Source organism: Streptomyces sp. NPDC003027, assembly GCF_053591435.1.
Genome location: NZ_JBSFTU010000015.1, coordinates 41,238 through 57,935 on the forward strand (window position 1 = coordinate 41,238; position 16,698 = coordinate 57,935).

The 16,698-nt window shown below is 71.3% G+C and carries 13 protein-coding genes; 9 read left to right on the forward strand and 4 right to left on the reverse strand.

Translation table 11 applies throughout. The annotated features are described in order from the left end of the window. Positions 1-31 precede the first annotated feature (31 nt). The 3 genes from ACWDX6_RS13555 (at position 32) to ACWDX6_RS13565 (ending at position 2,273) form a co-directional block, all read left to right on the forward strand. On the forward strand, positions 32-664 hold the full coding sequence (locus tag ACWDX6_RS13555; RefSeq protein ID WP_451485088.1) for an RNA polymerase sigma factor: 633 nt from the start codon (positions 32-34) through the stop codon (positions 662-664). Further along, positions 661-1,752: a CU044_5270 family protein gene (locus tag ACWDX6_RS13560; RefSeq protein ID WP_451485089.1), complete on the forward strand. Its 1,092-nt coding sequence runs from the start codon at positions 661-663 to the stop codon at positions 1,750-1,752. Before ACWDX6_RS13555 ends, ACWDX6_RS13560 begins: the two co-directional genes overlap by 4 nt. Before the next feature lie 221 nt (positions 1,753-1,973). After that, complete coding sequence (locus tag ACWDX6_RS13565) at positions 1,974-2,273, forward strand: hypothetical protein (protein ID WP_451485090.1); 300 nt, start codon at positions 1,974-1,976, stop codon at positions 2,271-2,273. Positions 2,274-2,363: 90 nt separating this feature from the next. On the opposite strand, the gene ACWDX6_RS13570 is transcribed toward ACWDX6_RS13565, so the two are convergent. Then, positions 2,364-3,539, reverse strand: coding sequence for a cation:proton antiporter (locus ACWDX6_RS13570; RefSeq protein WP_451485091.1), 1,176 nt, complete (start codon positions 3,537-3,539; stop codon positions 2,364-2,366). A gap of 5 nt (positions 3,540-3,544) precedes the next feature. Beyond that, complete coding sequence (locus tag ACWDX6_RS13575; protein ID WP_451485092.1) at positions 3,545-4,024, reverse strand: cation:proton antiporter regulatory subunit; 480 nt, start codon at positions 4,022-4,024, stop codon at positions 3,545-3,547. 228 nt (positions 4,025-4,252) lie between these two features. Between ACWDX6_RS13575 and ACWDX6_RS13580 the strand changes: the two genes are divergently transcribed. From ACWDX6_RS13580 to ACWDX6_RS13605, 6 genes are all read left to right on the forward strand, one after another. Further along, the gene (locus tag ACWDX6_RS13580) at positions 4,253-5,707 is read left to right on the forward strand and encodes a family 43 glycosylhydrolase (RefSeq protein WP_451485168.1); all 1,455 of its coding nucleotides are present in this window, start codon (positions 4,253-4,255) and stop codon (positions 5,705-5,707) included. Between the two features lie 53 nt (positions 5,708-5,760). Further along, complete coding sequence (locus tag ACWDX6_RS13585; RefSeq protein WP_451485169.1) at positions 5,761-7,179, forward strand: family 43 glycosylhydrolase; 1,419 nt, start codon at positions 5,761-5,763, stop codon at positions 7,177-7,179. A gap of 331 nt (positions 7,180-7,510) precedes the next feature. Continuing rightward, entirely contained in the window at positions 7,511-8,497 is a 987-nt protein-coding gene (locus ACWDX6_RS13590) for an ROK family protein (protein WP_451485093.1), read from the forward strand. 22 nt (positions 8,498-8,519) lie between these two features. Beyond that, complete coding sequence (gene manA, locus ACWDX6_RS13595) at positions 8,520-9,734, forward strand: mannose-6-phosphate isomerase, class I (protein WP_451485094.1); 1,215 nt, start codon at positions 8,520-8,522, stop codon at positions 9,732-9,734. Positions 9,735-10,055: 321 nt separating this feature from the next. Then, on the forward strand, positions 10,056-11,684 hold the full coding sequence (locus ACWDX6_RS13600) for a cellulase family glycosylhydrolase (protein WP_451485095.1): 1,629 nt from the start codon (positions 10,056-10,058) through the stop codon (positions 11,682-11,684). A 143-nt stretch (positions 11,685-11,827) separates the two neighbouring features. Beyond that, positions 11,828-12,811 carry an acetylxylan esterase gene (locus ACWDX6_RS13605; protein WP_451485096.1) on the forward strand — a complete coding sequence of 328 codons (984 nt, stop codon included), beginning with the start codon at positions 11,828-11,830 and terminating at the stop codon, positions 12,809-12,811. 101 nt (positions 12,812-12,912) lie between these two features. On the opposite strand, the gene ACWDX6_RS13610 is transcribed toward ACWDX6_RS13605, so the two are convergent. Both ACWDX6_RS13610 and ACWDX6_RS13615 read right to left on the reverse strand, forming a co-directional pair. Next, positions 12,913-13,944, reverse strand: coding sequence for a LacI family DNA-binding transcriptional regulator (locus ACWDX6_RS13610; RefSeq protein WP_451485097.1), 1,032 nt, complete (start codon positions 13,942-13,944; stop codon positions 12,913-12,915). Continuing rightward, a complete protein-coding gene (locus tag ACWDX6_RS13615; RefSeq protein ID WP_451485098.1) occupies positions 13,941-16,439 on the reverse strand; it encodes a glycoside hydrolase family 2 protein in 2,499 nt (832 codons plus the stop codon). Before ACWDX6_RS13615 ends, ACWDX6_RS13610 begins: the two co-directional genes overlap by 4 nt. Positions 16,440-16,698: the final 259 nt, after the last annotated feature.

Sequence of the window (16,698 nt, forward strand, 5' to 3'; positions counted from 1 at the left end):
GGCCGGACAGTCCAGAGTTGTGACCACTGAAATGCGCGCACGTATCCGGGCCGGGGACCCCCCGGCCTTCGCCGAGCTCTTCGACTCCTGTGCCAAGAGCGTCTACAACCATGCCTTTCGCCTGACCGGAGACTGGTCGGTCGCGGAGGACGTCATGTCGGCGACCTTCATGGAGGCGTGGCGCCTGCGTCACACGGTGGACCCCGAAGGAGGGTCGCTCCGGCCGTGGCTCCTCGGCGTCGCCACGAACGTCGCCCGCAACCACGTACGCGGCAACCGCCGCTACCGGGCCGCGGTCGCCGCGTACATGGCGACCGGCGCAGCACACGCCGAGCTGCCCGACCCGGCCGACGAGGTCGCCGGCCGGCTGGACGACCGGCGCCGTATCGAAGCCACCCTTACCGCGCTCGGCAAGCTCCGCAGGACCGAACGAGAGGTCCTCGTCCTCTGCCTGCACGAGGGGCTGGAGTACACCGAAGCCGCGCAGGCGCTGCGCATCCCGGTCGGTACCGTCCGCTCCCGCCTCTCACGCGCCCGCGGCCGGCTGCGCAGACTCGCCGCCACGGAACTGGAACGGAGAGATCGGGAACCCGCTGCCCGCCGGAGACAGACAACAGGTGATCGCGCGAACGCGGTCCGGCCCGCACAGGAAGGAATCCGATGAACGCCAACCCCGCCCAGCACCGTCCGGTCGGCACGCACCAGACCGGAGAGGTCCCGACGTTCGAGGAACGCGATCTTCCCGCGGGCCGCCACCAGTTCCACAAGGAGCGCCTGATGAGCCAGATCCACCACGACCGCCTCTCCGACGCCGGGGTCGAGCCGGCGCCCGGCCCGCGCAACGCCTTCCTGCGCAGGGCGGTCCTCCTGCCGGCCGCGACCGCTCTCGTCGGCGCCCTGGCCGTCGGCGTCCTTCTCCTCACGCCCGGGGACGCCGACGACCGCGAGGACAACCGCGCGAGCGGGCCCCTCCTCACCACCGAGATCGGTGCCGCGGACCCCCGGGGGGCGCGGCCGCTGCTGGACCGCATCTCCCTCGCCGCGGCAGACACCCGCGCGCCTCGCCCGGTCGCGGGCCAGTACATCTACATCGAGACGAAGACGGCGAACACGCATGTCAAAACGGTCGACGGCAAGGCGTCCGTCGTCAGCGACCCCCTCCACACCCGCCAGTCCTGGAGGTCACCCGACGGCCTCAAGGGGTGGCTGATCGAGCCCGGCAACACCGGCCCTGAGGGCATCACCCTCGAGGGAACCGACGAGAACGGCAACGTTCCGACTCCGCACCTCGGCGCACCCTCCCACGACTACCTCGCGGCCCTTCCCACCGACCCGGACGCCCTGCTGCGGAAGATCTACAAGGAGACCGAGGGGCAGGGCAACGGGCCCGACCAGCAGGCATTCACCACCATCGGTGATCTGCTCACCGAGAGCTGGCCCTCGCCGCGGCTCACGGCGGCGCTCTACAAGGCAGCCGCGAAGATCCCGGGAGTGGTGTCGGTGAACGGCGCGACCGATGCCGCGGGCCGTAGCGGTGTCGCGGTCGCCCGGCTCGACGAGACCAGCGGCCGGCGCACCGAGTGGATCTTCGACAGCAAGACCCTCACCTTCCTCGGCGAGCGGACCGTCCAGGTCGAGAAGGGCACCGCGGACGGAGAACTCATCAAGCCCGGCACCGTCGTCTTCACCCACGCGATCATGCAGCGGGCGTTCGTCGACGCGATCAAGGAGGTCCCGGGGAGGCGCGGCTGACAGCCCCACGGCGAGAGGTCCGGACCCGGGCGGCAACCAGGCGCTGGGGGCTGGGTCACACGGGTGGTGGTCTCGGAGTTGCGCGGATCGGCTCGGCGTGTTTATGGGCAAAAGGTGCAAATCGCGCCTAACGTCCCCTACGCACGAGTTGCTCGACAACGGATCACGTCGACTCTGACGGAAGTGGAGATGTAGTGCACAAGCTTCGCAAGGTTGCTCTCGTGGCTGCCATGGTCGGGAGTGTCACGATGTTCGGGGCCTCCGTCGCCTCCGCGACCAACGCCCACAGCGCCGGGGAAGGCAACGGCTCCGGCTGCGATCAGCGGGTGGAGATCAGCAACGACTCGTCCGGCCTCATCAACCTGTCGCACATCAACATCACGCTCTTCGGCACCGGCCCGGCGCAGGCCGCGGCTGTGTCGCAGGTCTGCGGCGACGGCACCGCCGGCAGTGTGGCCGCTGCCGACTCGTCGAACGAAGGCGGGATCCTGAGCGGGCTCCTCGGCGGCGGCCTGCTCTGAGCGCTGGGACCGGCCCACTGGGCAGCTCCGGACACACGTCCGGGGCTGCCTTTGTGTGTGCCCCCAGGGGCTCGTTCGGATCAGGCCGGATCAGGGCTCCGCGGTCTGGCCGTCCCGGGCGTCGGCGGTGGGGCCCGCCCGCGCCGAAGGCAGGCGGGTGAGCAGGGGCCCGGCGATGGCCAGGATGAACACGTACGACGTCACCAAGGGTCCGAGGGGGTCGTGCAGGGTGCCGGCGAGGCCCACGATGATGAGGGAGAACTCGCCTCGGGCGATCAGGGCGGTCCCCGCACGCCACTTTCCACGTCGGCCCACTCCGTCGCGCGCGGCGGCGTACCGGCCGGTGAGGACCTTGGTGACCAGGGTGGCGGCGGCCAGCGCGAGCGCGGCGGGGAGCATGGGCAGCAGGTCGGCGGGGTCCACGGAGAGTCCGATGGCCAGGAAGAACACCGCGGCGAACAGGTCTCGCAGGGGGCTGAGCACGGCGCGGGTGCGGGTGGCGGTCTCCCCGGTGAGGGTGAGGCCGACGAGGAAGGCGCCGACCGCGGCCGAGGCGTGGACGAGCTCGGCGAGCGCCGCGACGATCAGGGTGAGGCCGAGGACCCTCAGCAGCAGCTGCTCGGCATCGGGATGGGCGACGAGCCGGCCCAGGTGATGGCCCCATCGGAAGGAGACGGTCAACGCGGCCAGCACCGCGCCGACCGCCGCCAGGACGCCCAGGACCGCCTGCCACCACACGCCGCCGGAGGCCAGGACGGCCAGGACGGGCAGGTAGAGGGCCATGGTGCAGTCCTCCAGGACCAGCACGGACAGGACCGCCGGGGTTTCCCGGTTGCCCAGCCGGCGTAGATCGGACAGCAGGCGGGCGACGATCCCCGACGACGAGATGTAGGTGGCCCCGGCCAGCGCCAGGATGCCGATGCCGTCCATGCCGAGCAGCCATCCGGCCACCGCGCCGGGAGTGGCGTTCAGCACCACGTCGACCAGCGCGGACGGTACGTGCCGCCGCACGCTGACCGAGAACTCGGGCAGCGAGAACTCCAGGCCGAGCACCAGCAGCAGGAGAATCACGCCGATGGCGGCGCCGGTCTCGACGAACTCGCCCGCGGCCGGGACGGGAGCGATACCTCCTTCCCCCACGGCGAGCCCGGCCAGCAGGTACAGCGGAATGGGCGAGAGGGTGAAGCGCCGTGCCACGGCGCCCAGCACGCTCAGCGCGGCGAGGATGACGCCGAGCTCCAGAAGCAGCGCGACCGGCGTACGCACGCCGCTCAGCCCCGGATGATCTGTTTCACGCCCGCGATGCCCTCGTGGGTGCCGATCACCACCAGGACGTCCCCGCCCCGCAGGACCTGCTGCGGGGCGGGCGAGACGATGACCTCCTCACCCCGTACCACCGCGACGATCGACGCCCCCGTCCTGCTCCGCGCGCGCGTCGCGCCCAGCGGCCGTCCGTCGTACGCACTGCCGGAGTCCACCTCGACCTGCCCGAAGACCAGGCCCGGCACCTCCTTGGTCAGGTCCGCGAACCGTTCCGCGATCCGGGGGGCGCCCAGGATCTCGGCGACCGTGTCGGCCTCCTCGCTGTCGAGTTGGAGCACCGACCGTCCCTCGTCCGGATCCTCACCCTCGTAGACGACCAGTTCGAAGTCGCCCGTGCGCCGGGCCACCACGCTCACCCGGTCGCCCTTGCGGCTGGTGAACTCGTAACGCAGGCCCACGCCGGGCAGCAGTACTTCGGTGACGTCCATCTCCACATCCTCGGGCGGCCAATGGGGGGCGGCATGCGCGGGTGGGCCGTGCGGGTCACGGAAATACTGTCCCGACCGTTGACGTGTACAGGGCGCATGCCTAGGGTCTGGTCGAAGTTACGTACGACGTTCGGTATGTCGAACACCTCGACCGGTGGCAGTCCGCTACCGGCTGCCGACTGTCGAAAGGGACCCGCCTTGTTCCGCACCCGCTCCTGGATCACCCTCATGGCAGCGCTGCTCGTGATGCTCGCACCGGTCGCCACGCAGCCGGCCGCGGCGGCCGAGGGACGTCCGTACACGAACCCCGTCAAGTCGCAGAAGGGCGCCGACCCCTGGCTGGAGTACTACAACGGCCACTACCACCTCGTCACCACGTCCTTCACCGGCGTGCTGACCATACGGAAGTCGCCCACCCTGGCCGGTCTGTCCACGGCCCCCAGCGTCCAGGTCTGGAGCGACTCCACCCCCAGCCGCGACACCAACTTCTGGGCCCCCGAACTGCACTTCGTCGACGGCCGCTGGTACCTCTACTACTCCGCGGGGCAGAGCGGCGTCCCCTGCTGCGACTCCCAGCGCACCCACGTCCTGGAGAGCGCGGGCAGCGATCCCATGGGCCCGTACACCTACAAGAACCAGCTCACCGGATCGAACCTCAACCCCGGGGGCTGGCTCATCGACGCCAGCGTGCTGCGGCACGGCGGCAAGCTGTACCTGCTCGGCAGCGGCTCCGTCAACGGCAGCAAGCAGAGTCTGGTGATCGCCCCGATGAGCAACCCGTACACGGTCAGCGGCTCCACCTTCACCGTCATCTCCAGCCCCACCCTGAGCTGGGAGACCCAGGGCGGCACGGTCAACGAGGGCCCCGAGCCGCTCTACCGCGGCGGCAGGACGTTCGTCGTCTACTCCGCCAGCGCCTGCTGGGGACCGGACTACAAGCTCGGCCGGCTGGAACTGACCGGCGGCAACCCGCTGCTGGCCTCCTCGTGGACCAAGAACCCCACGCCGGTCTTCTCACGGAACGACTCCGCGGGGGTCTACGGCCCCGGCCACAACGGCTTCTTCACCTCCCCCGACGGCACCGAGAACTGGATCGTCTACCACGCCAACGACTCGGCCTCCGACGGCTGTGACAACGGCCGTACCACCCGCGCCCAGAAGTTCACCTGGAACGCCGACGGCACCCCCGACTTCGGCGCCCCGGTCGCCCTCGGCACGACCCTGCCCGGTCCGTCCGGAGAGACGGCGGCCACACCGGCGGCGTACACGCTGGTGAACCGCAACAGCGGCAAGTGCCTGGACGTCGCGGGCGGCGGCACCGCGGACGGCACGAACATCGCGCAGTGGACCTGCAACGGCGGTGCCCACCAGAAGTGGCGGATCGAGGACCTCGGCAACGACACCAGCCGGCTCGTCAACGTCGCGACCGGCAAGGTCATGGACACGGCCGCCTGCTCCACCGCCGACGGCGCCGATCTGCGGCAGTGGTCGTGGCTGAACAACAACTGCCAGAAGTTCCGGCTCGTGCACACGGCCTCGGGCGACCACGTCCGGATCGTCAACGAGAACAGCGGCAAGGTCGCCGACGTCGCCGACTGTGGCACGGCGAACGGCGCCGACGTACGCCAGTGGACCTGGCTGAACAACGCCTGCCAGCAGTGGCAGCTCAAGCCGGTGGCATGAGCGCCGTGACGGAGGAGCGGAAGACCGTGAGACGCGACATCACCAGGATGGTCATGGCACTGTTCGCCGCACTGGCCGTGCTGACCACCGCAACCCCCGCCCACGCGGCGGCCCCCGCCTCACCGGCGGTCACCTTCACCAACCCGGTCGCCGAACAGCGCGCCGATCCGCACGTCTTCAAGCACACGGACGGCTACTACTACTTCACGGCGACCGTCCCGGCGTACGACCGGATCGTCATGCGGCGGGCCACCACCCTCCAGGGGCTCTCCACCGCCGCCGAGACCACCATCTGGCGCAGACACACCAGCGGTGAGATGGGCGCGCACATCTGGGCGCCGGAGATCCACTTCATCGGCGGCAAGTGGTACGTCTACTTCGCCGCCGGGTCGACCAGCGACATCTGGAAGATCCGGCCGTACGTCCTGGAGACCGGCGCGGCCAACCCGCTGACGGGCGCCTGGACGGAGAAGGGCCGCATCGCCCTGCCTCTGGACACCTTCTCCCTCGATGCCACCACCTTCGTCGTCGGCTCGACCCGCTACCTCTCCTGGGCGCAGAACGACCCGGCCGTCGGCGCGGGCACCAACATCTACCTGGCCAGGATGTCCAACCCCTGGACGATCAGCGGCAGTCCGGTGATGATCTCCCGGCCGACCCACGCGTGGGAGACGGTCGGCCACACGGTCAACGAGGGCCCGGCGGTGATCCAGCGGAACGGCAGGGTCTTCATGAGCTTCTCCGCCAGCGCGACCGACAGCAACTACTGCCTGGGTCTGCTGACCGCTGCCGCGGGCGCCGAGCTGATGAACCCGGCCTCCTGGGCGAAGAACCCGGACCCGGTCTTCACCAGCAACACCGCCACCGGCCAGTACGGCCCCGGGCACAACACCTTCACCACGTCCGAGGACGGGAAGTCGGACGTTCTCGTCTACCACGACCGCAATTACAAGGACATCAGCGGCGACCCGCTCGACGACCCCAACCGCCGCACCCGCTACCAGAAGCTCTACTGGAACGCCGACGGCACCCCGAACTTCGGCATCCCGGTCGCCGACGGAGCCACCCCCGTCCGCTTCTCCTCGTTCAACCTTCCCGACCGGTTCATCCGGCACTGGGAGTTCCGCGCGAGGATCGACGCGAACGTCACCACCCTCGCGGACTCCCAGTTCCGCGTCGTCACCGGCCTGGCCGGCACCGGAACCGTCTCCCTCGAATCGGCCAACTTCCCCGGCCACTACCTCCGCCACAAGAACCACGAGGTCTGGGTCGAGAAGAACGACGGGAGCGCGACCTTCAAGAACGACGCAAGCTTCCACCGCCGCCCGGGCCTGGCCGACCCGGCCGCCGGCGTCTCCTTCGAGTCGTCCAACTTCCCCGGCCGCTACCTGCGCCACTACGCACACCTGCTGGTGACGCAGCCCGCGCAGACGACGACCGCGAAGGCGGACGCGACGTTCTACGCCCAGTAGGACCGGCGGTGAGTGTGCGTCAGAGGGTGACGCCCCCGCGCCCCTGTGGCCCGTGCCTGCGCCACCCCCGCGTGGACAGACCCGCGCCCGCCAGCCCCCGGCGCCTTCCCGAAGGCGCCGGGGGCTCGCCCGACGCCGGCTCCGCGCCATCTCCTCGCGGGACGCCGTCTCGCGGCGAAGTGAGCGCGGCTCCGTCCAGACCGTGAGGACTCCGCACACAGGCTTTTACTAAACCGGGGCTCAACTGAACCAGTTTACTAGACAACGTTGTCAAAGCTGTGCAGAGTTGCCGTCGCATCCCCTGTCCACCGCTACCGAAAGGCTGAACGCGATGGTGTACGGAGCACTCGACATCGGGGGCACGAAAATCGCCGGAGCCCTTGTCGACGGCGACGGCCGTCTGGTGGTCCGGTCCCAGCGAGCCACCCCCGCGCACGGCTCCGCGCGGGAGCTCATGGCCGTGGTGTCGCTGGTCCTGGACGAGCTGGCGGGCCACCCTGAGTGGGCTTCCCTGTCCTGCCTGGGCATCGGCAGCGCGGGGCCCGTCGACACCGTCGCGGGCACGGTCAGCCCGGTCAACATCCCGGCCTGGCGTCGCTTCCCGCTCGTGGACCGGGTCCGAGAGCACCCGGCGGTGCCGACCGGAATCAGACCCGTCCTCGTCGGCGACGCCGTGGCGATGGCCGCGGCCGAGCACTGGACGGGAGCGGCCAAGGGGGTGGACAACGCGCTGTGCATGGTGGTCTCCACGGGCGTGGGCGGCGGACTGATCCTCAACGGCTCGCCGCACACGGGAACCACCGGGAACGCCGGCCACATCGGTCACATCGCAGTGGACCAGGACGGCCCGCTCTGCCCCTGCGGCGCCCGCGGTTGCGTGGAGCGCTTCGCCAGCGGCACCGCCATCGCCGCCCACGCCCTGGAGGCCGGATGGACCCCGCCTCCCGGTGTGGCACCGACGGCCGCGGCGGTCGAGTCCGCCGCGCGGGCGGGCGATCCGAGGGCCCGTGCCGCCTTCGACCGCGCCGGACGGGCCTTGGCGGCGGCCATCGCGGCCACGACCGCCCTGGTCGAACTCGACCTCGTGGTCGTCGGCGGCGGCGTCGCGCAGTCCGGGGAGACGCTCTTCGGCCCCCTCCGCCGCCATCTGGCCGACTACGCGGTCCTGGACTTCACCAGGGACGTGCCGGTCGTGCCCGCGGCACTCGCACTCGACGCCGGGCTGATCGGGGCCGCCGCGACCGGCGCCGCCTCGGCCGGCCTGCCACGCGCGCGCACCGGGGCCACCGGCGGCCCCGCCCCCCGCACTTCTTCGTAAACCCGCCACCCAGGAAGAGTTCGTGGACCTTCTCTCCAACACCGTCCAGCCGTACGCCTGGGGCTCCACCACCGCGATCCCGCGGCTCATGGGAACGCCACCCACCGGCGAACCCCAGGCCGAGCTGTGGATGGGAGCCCATCCAGCCGCGCCGTCCCGGGTCGACCGTGCCCACGGACCGCGCCCCCTGGACCGGGTCATCGGCTCGGACCCGGCGGCGGAACTCGGCGCCCCCACCCTGCGCCGGTTCGGGCCCCGGCTGCCGTTCCTGCTCAAGCTGCTGGCCGCCGACGCCCCGCTCTCCGTCCAGGTCCACCCCGACCTCGCCCAGGCACAGGCGGGCTTCGCCCGGGAGAACGCCCTGGGGGTGCCCCTGGACGCCCCGCACCGCACCTACCGGGACGACCATCACAAACCCGAGATGATCGTCGCCCTCACCCCGTTCCACGGGCTGTGCGGCTTCCGGACGCCCCAGCGGTGCGCCGACCTGCTGGACGCCCTGCGCATAGCCGCACTGCGTCCTTACGCGGAGGCCCTGCGCACCGAACGGGAGGAGGCCGCCCTCGCGGAGGTCTTCACCGCCTTCCTCCACCCGCCCACCGGTCTCCTCACCGCCGTCACCGAGGCCGTCACGGCGGCCGCCGCGCGCGTCGGCGCGTACCAGGCGGACTTCCTCGCCTACGCGGAGACGGCTCGGGCGCACCCCGATGATCCCGGACTGCTGCCCGCCCTGATGCTGCGCCGGGTCGAACTACGGCCGGGAGAGGCTCTGTTCCTCGGCGCGGGCATCCCTCACGCGTACCTCTCCGGCCTCGGAGTGGAGATCATGGCGAGCTCCGACAACGTCCTGCGGTGCGGGCTGACGTCCAAACACGTCGACGCGGCCGAGCTGGCGCGTGTCGTCCGCTTCACCGCCCTTCCCACCCGAGTCCTCACCCCCCGGGAAGAGGCGGGCGAGCAGGTCTATCCGGCCCCCGTCGACGACTTCCGGCTGTCGCGGTTCCGGCTCCGCGCGGCCGGGCCGGCGCGCCCGCTCTCCGCCGGCGCGCCGCAGATCGTGCTGTGCACGGAAGGCGAGGCGCGGCTGACCTCGGCCGAGGGCGCGTTGCGGTTCGGGCCCGGCCGCTCCGTCTACGTCCCCGCCGCCGAGGAGGTCTCGCTGACGGGGGAGGGGACGGTTTTCCGCGCCACCGTCGGGATGGACGTCATCCGACCGCGGGACGGAACGATCCACTGAACTTAACCGGTTAGGTCGAAGCTATTGTTTTTCAGCCTCCCACCCCTCTAGCCTCATGACCGGTCGCCGGGCGGTTGTCGAATCCACCGCGCCATCACAACGAGGGGATATCCGATCCCCCGATTCGGCCGATATTCCTCCCGCTGCTCGGTGAGAGCCGCAGCAACACACCAGGCAGCGGGAAATTCACCGGCTCCTCTCCGCGTCGTTCACGCGCCGCTCCACAGGGCCGGCAGCACCGCACCCTCCATGTCAGGCAAGCCCGCACGCCCCGGACCACGTGCCCGCGGCATGCGCGCGACCGAGTTGGGAGCACCACACATGAACAGGAAACTGGCCACCGCGGCGGGAGCGCTGCTCGCCGTCGCCGCCACGATGCTCACCGCGCCCTCCGCGGCCCACGCGGCGGACGCGTCCGCCACAGGCTTCCATGTCGCCGACGGCCGGCTCCTCGACGCCAACGGTGAGGACTTCGTCTTCCGCGGCGTCAATCACGCGCACACCTGGTACCCCGGCACGACCGGCCGGGCCCTCGCCGACCTCAAGGCGCTCGGAGCCAACTCGGCGCGGGTCGTGCTCAGCACGGGCGACCGATGGACGAAGAACGACGCCGCCGACGTCGCGAACGTCGTCACGCAGTGCAAGGCCAACAAGCTGGTCTGCGTCCTGGAGGCCCACGACACCACCGGCTACGGCGAGCAGAGCGGGGCCGTGTCCCTCTCCAGGGCGGCCGACTACTGGCTGGAGGTCGCCGGAGCGGTCAAGGGGCAGGAGAAGTACGTCGTCATCAACCTCGGCAACGAGCCCCACGGCAACACCGGTTACAGCGCCTGGGCGCAGGACACCAAGGACGCCGTCACGCGTCTGCGCACCGCCGGCTTCGACCACACCCTCATGGTGGACGCCCCCAACTGGGGCCAGGACTGGTCGAACACCATGCGGACCGACGCACCGGGCGTCCTCGCCGCCGACCCGGACCGCAACACCGTCTTCTCCGTCCACATGTACGGCGTGTACGACACCGCCACCGAGGTCCGGGACTACCTCAACAGCTTCGTGAGCCGCAGACTACCCATCGTCATAGGGGAGTTCGGCAACGACCACTCTGACGGCAATCCGGACGAGGACGCCATCATGGCCACCGCCCGGCAGCTGGACATCGGCTATCTGGGCTGGTCGTGGAGCGGCAACGGCGGCGGCGTCGAGTACCTCGACCTGGCCACCGACTTCGACGCGAGCCGGCTCACGCCCTGGGGGCGGCGTCTCTTCGACGGCGCCGACGGCATCAGGCAGACCTCCCGCGAGGCCAGCGTCTACGGCGGGACCGGAGGAGGTGACACCCGGCCGCCGACCGCCCCTGGCACGCCCACCGTCTCCGAGGTGACCACCACCGGGGCCCGGCTGACCTGGGCCGCCGCCACCGACGACACCGGCGTCACCGGTTACGACATCGTCCGCGTCGACGGACCGGCGGAGACCCCCGTCACCACCACCCCGCGTACGAGCGCCCTGCTCACCGGTCTGACCCCCTCCACGGCGTACACCTTCGCCGTCTACGCCCGTGACGCCGCCGGCAACCGCTCCCCGCGCTCGGCGGGCGCCACCGTGACGACCCCGGGCGGTCATTCCGCCGGAACCTGCGCCGTCGGCTACCAGCTGCAGGACTGGGGCAGCGGCTTCAACGCCCACATCACCATCCGCAACACCGGCACCCAGGCCATCAAGGGCTGGCGGCTCGACTTCGCCTTCCCGGACGGTCAAACGGTGAACTCTGCCTGGAACGCCAGGGTCGTCCAGGAGGGCAACCAGGTACGCGCCACGCACGAGACCTGGACCGAGACCATCCCGGCCGGCGGCACCGTGAGCTTCGGGCTCAGCGCCTCGTCCACCGGTGGCAACGCAGTCCCCGCCACCTTCACCCTCAACGGCGCCACCTGCGCCAAGGGCTGACCCGGCCCCGCCCCCGCGCAGCGGGGCACCGGTGGCCTCCCACCCGGCGTTGTCCTCGCCGGTGGGAGGCCGACGCGCACCACTGAACACAGCCGGCCGGCCCCCGGGAGGGCTCGGCCGGCCCGCATTCCGAGGAGCCTCCCGTGCCGTACACCGACATGCCCCTGGACCGTCCGGCCACCCGAGCCGCCGAACTCCCCTGGGAGCCGGCGGACTTCGACACCTTCTGGACCGAGACCCTGGGGACAGCCCGGCAGGCCGGCGGCGATCCGGAGATCCGGCCCGCGTACGACTCGCCCCTGACCACCCTCGACACGTACGACGTGAGGTTCGCCGGCTGGGCCGGCCAGCCCGTCGCCGCGTGGCTCCTCGTCCCCTCGGAGGCCGAGGAACCCCTGCCGACGGTGGTCACGTACCTCGGATACAGCTGTGGACGCGGCTTGGCCACCGACCATCTCCTGTACGCCTCCGCCGGCTACGCCCACCTCGTCGTCGACAGCCGCGGCCAGGGGCACGACACTCCCGACCCGCACCCGGACAGCGGAACCCACTGGGTGCACGGGTACATGACCAGGGGAATCGAGACGCCCTACGCCCACTACTACCGACGTCTCGTCACCGACTGCGTCCGTGCGGTCGACGCCGCCCGCGCGATCCCCCACGTCGACCCGGAGCGGATCGTGGTCCAGGGCGCCGGCCAGGGCGGTGGACTCACCCTGGCCGTCGCCGGACTCGTCGGCGACCGTGTCGCGGGAGCCCTGACCGACGTGCCGTTCCTCTGCCACATCCGGCGCGGCGCCGAGACGGCGACGGAGGGACCGTACACCGAACTCGTCGACTACCTGCGTCACCATGCCCCCTACGGGGCGGAGCGGGCCTTCACCACTCTCGGGTACTTCGACGGCACGCACTTCGCCCGCCGTGCCACGGCTCCCGCGTTGTTCAGCGCCGGCCTGATGGATCCGGTCTGCCCGCCGTCCACCGTCCTCGCGGCCTTCCGCAACTACGCGGGGGAGAAGGACCTCAGGGAGTGGCCCTTCGGCGACCACGCCGGGGGCAAGGGGGCCACCGCCGTCGAGCACCTGCGCTGGATGTGCCGACGGGGACTCGCCCCCGCCCGGCGGTAGGTCGTCGGGCGCTGGGCCCGACGCAAGGCGGCGGGCGGCCGCCGGGCGGAAGACGAGGGGCCGTACCTCCACCAAGGAGGTACGGCCCCTCGCCGTGCGTCCTACGGCCGACGGGGCGGCCCCGTGGAGCCTCGCGGCGTCAGCGACGGCGTCGGAACCTGGAGCGCCCCGCTCCGCGTGCCCTCGATCACCTCGAAGAGCGCGCGGGCGACCTCCTCGCCGAAGCGGTGCACGTCATGGCTCATGGCCGACAGAGGGGGGTGCGTGAGCCGGCACAACTGCGAGTCGTCCCAGGCCAGCAGCGACACGTCGTCCGGCACCACGAGCCCCATCTCGGATGCCACGGCGGCTCCCGCGACGGCCATGATGTCGTTGTCGTACACGATCGCGGTCGGGCGGTCGCGGGCCAGCAGCAGCCCGCGGGTCGCTCGGGCACCCTCCTCGCCGGCGAAGCCGGTCGACACCTGGCGGCGGCCGTCGAGGCCGAGCTCCGCCATGGTCGCCTCGAACGCCCTGGCCCGGATTCCGCTGTGCCCGAGCCCCGCGGGACCGCCCACGCGTGCGATACGCCGGTGGCCCAGCGCCGCCAGATACCGCACCGCGTCCGCGGCGGCCGTGGCGTCGTCCGTCCACACCGAGGGGAACCCGCCGGTCAGCGACGGATGCCCGACGGCGACCGCGGGCAGCCCCAGCGCCCGCAGCGGCGGGATCCGGGGATCGTCCTGGTGGAAGTCGACCAGGATCGCCCCACCGATCGTCTTGCCCCGCCACCACTCCTCGTACAGGGCGATCTCCTCGTCCAAATCCCGTACCAGACGGAGAAGCAGGGAGCACGAACGCTCCGTCAGAACGCTTTCGATGCCTGAGATGAACTCCATGTAGAAGGGTTCGAGACCGAGCAACCGGGCCGGGCGGCAGATGGCCAGCCCGACGATGCCCGCCCGCCGGCCGGACAGACTCCGCGCGGTCTGGTGCGGAGCCCAGCCCAGCTCCCGGGCGGCCTCGAAGATCCGCTCCCGCGTCGCCCGGGACACCCCCGGGCGGTTGTTGAACGCCATCGAGACGGCGCCCTTGGACACACCGGCCCGCGCGGCGACGTCGTTGATGGTGACGCGAGGGGCGTGGGTGCTCACGCCGGGTCCACGCTGAACAGAGCCGCGCGGACCTGCTCGACGCCGACGCCCGCGCAGCCGCTCACCCGGATCCTGGCCTCCTCGCCGGGGAGCAGCGTGAGCAGACCTCGGTCCGCGCTCGCCGCGGGGCCGAGCCGGTCGGACTGGAGGAGGAGGTCCCTCACCAGGGTCTCCGCCGTCACCACCACGTCGACGGCCTCGCTCCGCCCGGGGACGGGCTCCAGGCGGACCTCGTACCGTGCCGGCGGGTAGGCGAACTCCCTGTCGGGGACCGGGAAGTGCACCGCGCGGAGCCCGTCGGCGTCGGCGACGAGGAACTCCTCGGCGGAATCCGGGGCGGGCAGCAGCTCCGGGGGGAGCGTCGGTCTGACGACCGAGCGCGGCTCGGCCTCGACCTCGACCACCGCCTCAACCAGAACGGTTCCGCCCGCCTCGCACCGCCGCAGGGTGACCGCCGCGTGCCAGGGGGCGCCGGACTGGTTGTCCACGGCGAGTACGGGTCCGTCCTCGCCCGGCAGCAGGGTGAGCAGCCGGTCCGCGTACACCCGCCGCACTTCGTGGTACAGCGGCTTGAGACGGCCGTCGCCGTCGATCGCGGCCCATGAGCTGGCCGGCCAGCAGTCGTTGAGCTGCCACACCACCGTGCCGGCGCACACCGGCCAGTTCGCCCGCCAGTGTTCGATGCCCGCCGCCACGGCCCGGGCCTGCACCACCTGCGCCAGGTAGTGCCAGCGGTCGAAGTCGGACTGAGGGAGCCGGAAGTGCCGGGCGATGCCGCGGTCCAGCTTGCCGTTGCCGTCCTCGGCCTTCTGGTGGTGCAGCATGCCGGGGGAGTCCGGGGCGAGCCGCTCGCCGGGCAGGGCGCGGTGCAGCGTCGCGAGGGCCGGGGGCGCCTGCCAGCCGAACTCGGCGACGAAGCGGGGGACGCTCGCCCGGTACTCGGCGTAGTCCTGACGGTTCCACACCTCCCAGGAGTGGTGGGTTCCGTGACGGGTGTCGTTGGGGTGGTGGTCCCAGGAACCCGACCACGGGCTGCCCGCCGTGTACGGGCGCGTCGGGTCCAGCTCACCGACGATCCGCGGCAGCACACCGAGGTAGTACCCCTCGCCCCAGGAGTCGCCCGAGAGCGGGGCTTCCCAGCCCCAGTCGCGGAAGCCCCACAGGTTCTCGTTGTTGCCGTTCCAGAGGACCAGACTGGGATGCGGCATGAGGCGGACAACGTTGTCACGCGCCTCCGCCTCGACTTCGCCGCGCAGCGGCTGTTCCTCGGGGTAGGCGGCGCAGGCGAAGAGGAAGTCCTGCCACACCATGAGGCCGAGCTCGTCGCAGACGTCGTAGAAGGCGTCGTCCTCGTAGATGCCGCCGCCCCAGACGCGGACCAGATCGATGTTGGCCCCGGCGGCCTGGGCGAGCCGGGTCCGGTAGCGCTCGGGGGTGACGCGCGAGGGCAGTACGTCGTCCGGGATCCAGTTGACCCCGCGCGCGAAGATCCGTACACCGTTCACGACGAAGGTGCAGCCGGTTCCCCGCTCGTCCGCCGATCGGTCGAGTTCGACGGTACGGAAGCCGATCCGGCGGCGCCAGACGTCGAGCGGCTGCTCCTCGTCGTCGAGGAGCGTCACGTCGAGCTCGTACAGGGGCTGGTCGCCGTAGCCGCGCGGCCACCACAGTCGCGGCTCCGGCACCTCCAGCCGCAGCACGGCCTCCTCGCCCTCGAAGGAGACCTGGGCTTGCGCGCCGACCTCGAAGGCCCGTGATCCCGCCGGGACTTGGGTTCCCGTCGTGGCCGCCGCCCCGTCGGAGGCGCCCGGCGTCTTCGAAAGGATCGCCGCTTCCCGGACGGTGGCCCTGACGGTGAGCGTGCGGCCGGTGCCGCGCTCGGTGCGTTCGGTGCGGAGCCGGAGCTCGACATGACCGGTCGCGCCGTCGACCGTGACCAGCGGACGGACCTGGGCCAGCCGGGCGGTCGACCAGTGCTCCAGGCGCACCGGGCGCCACATGCCCGCCGTCACGACGGTGGGGCCCCAGTCCCAGCCGAAGGCGCAGGCCATCTTGCGGATGTACTGGAAGGGCTCGGGATAGACGTTCGGGCGGTCGCCGGTGAGCGCGCGGACACGCTCGGCCTCCTCGTACGCCGAGTCGAAGCGGACCTCCAGAGCGCCCGTGCGGCCCGTGACGTCGAAGCGATGGGCCCGGTGCATGTTGCGCGTGCTGCCGAGGACATCACCGGCCAGGGCGATCTCCGCCGCGGTGTCCAGCCCCTCGAAGACCAGGTCGGTGCGCTCGTGCGTGCTGCCGTGGGCCAACTCGGTGACATAGGACCACGCCTGACGGCCGACCCACGCGATCTCGTTCTCGTTCCGGCCGATGAAGGGGTCGGGTATGACCTGCGCGGCGAGCAGATCGGTGTGGACGCAGCCGGGGACGCGAGCCGGGAGCAGCGCGTCCCCGTGGCGCAGGCTCCAGCCCTCGGTCAGCTGGGTGACGTCCTTCATGTGTGCGGCTCCAATCGCCTGCCTACCGGCGGTGCGTATACGACCCGGTCAACCTAGCCGTACGCACGGCGGCTGTCTATGAACCGGTAAAGCTCGGTTCAGTCACGCACTGTTCACAGGGAGGTGTCGAATTGAGCGCTCGGCGGCTGTGACTGCAACCCTCTGATAACGATTGGGCATCGTGGGGGAATCCAGAGCTTTACCGGTTCACACGCTGCTGTCATAGTGCCGACATCCCACTTTGACCTGAGCCGTAACC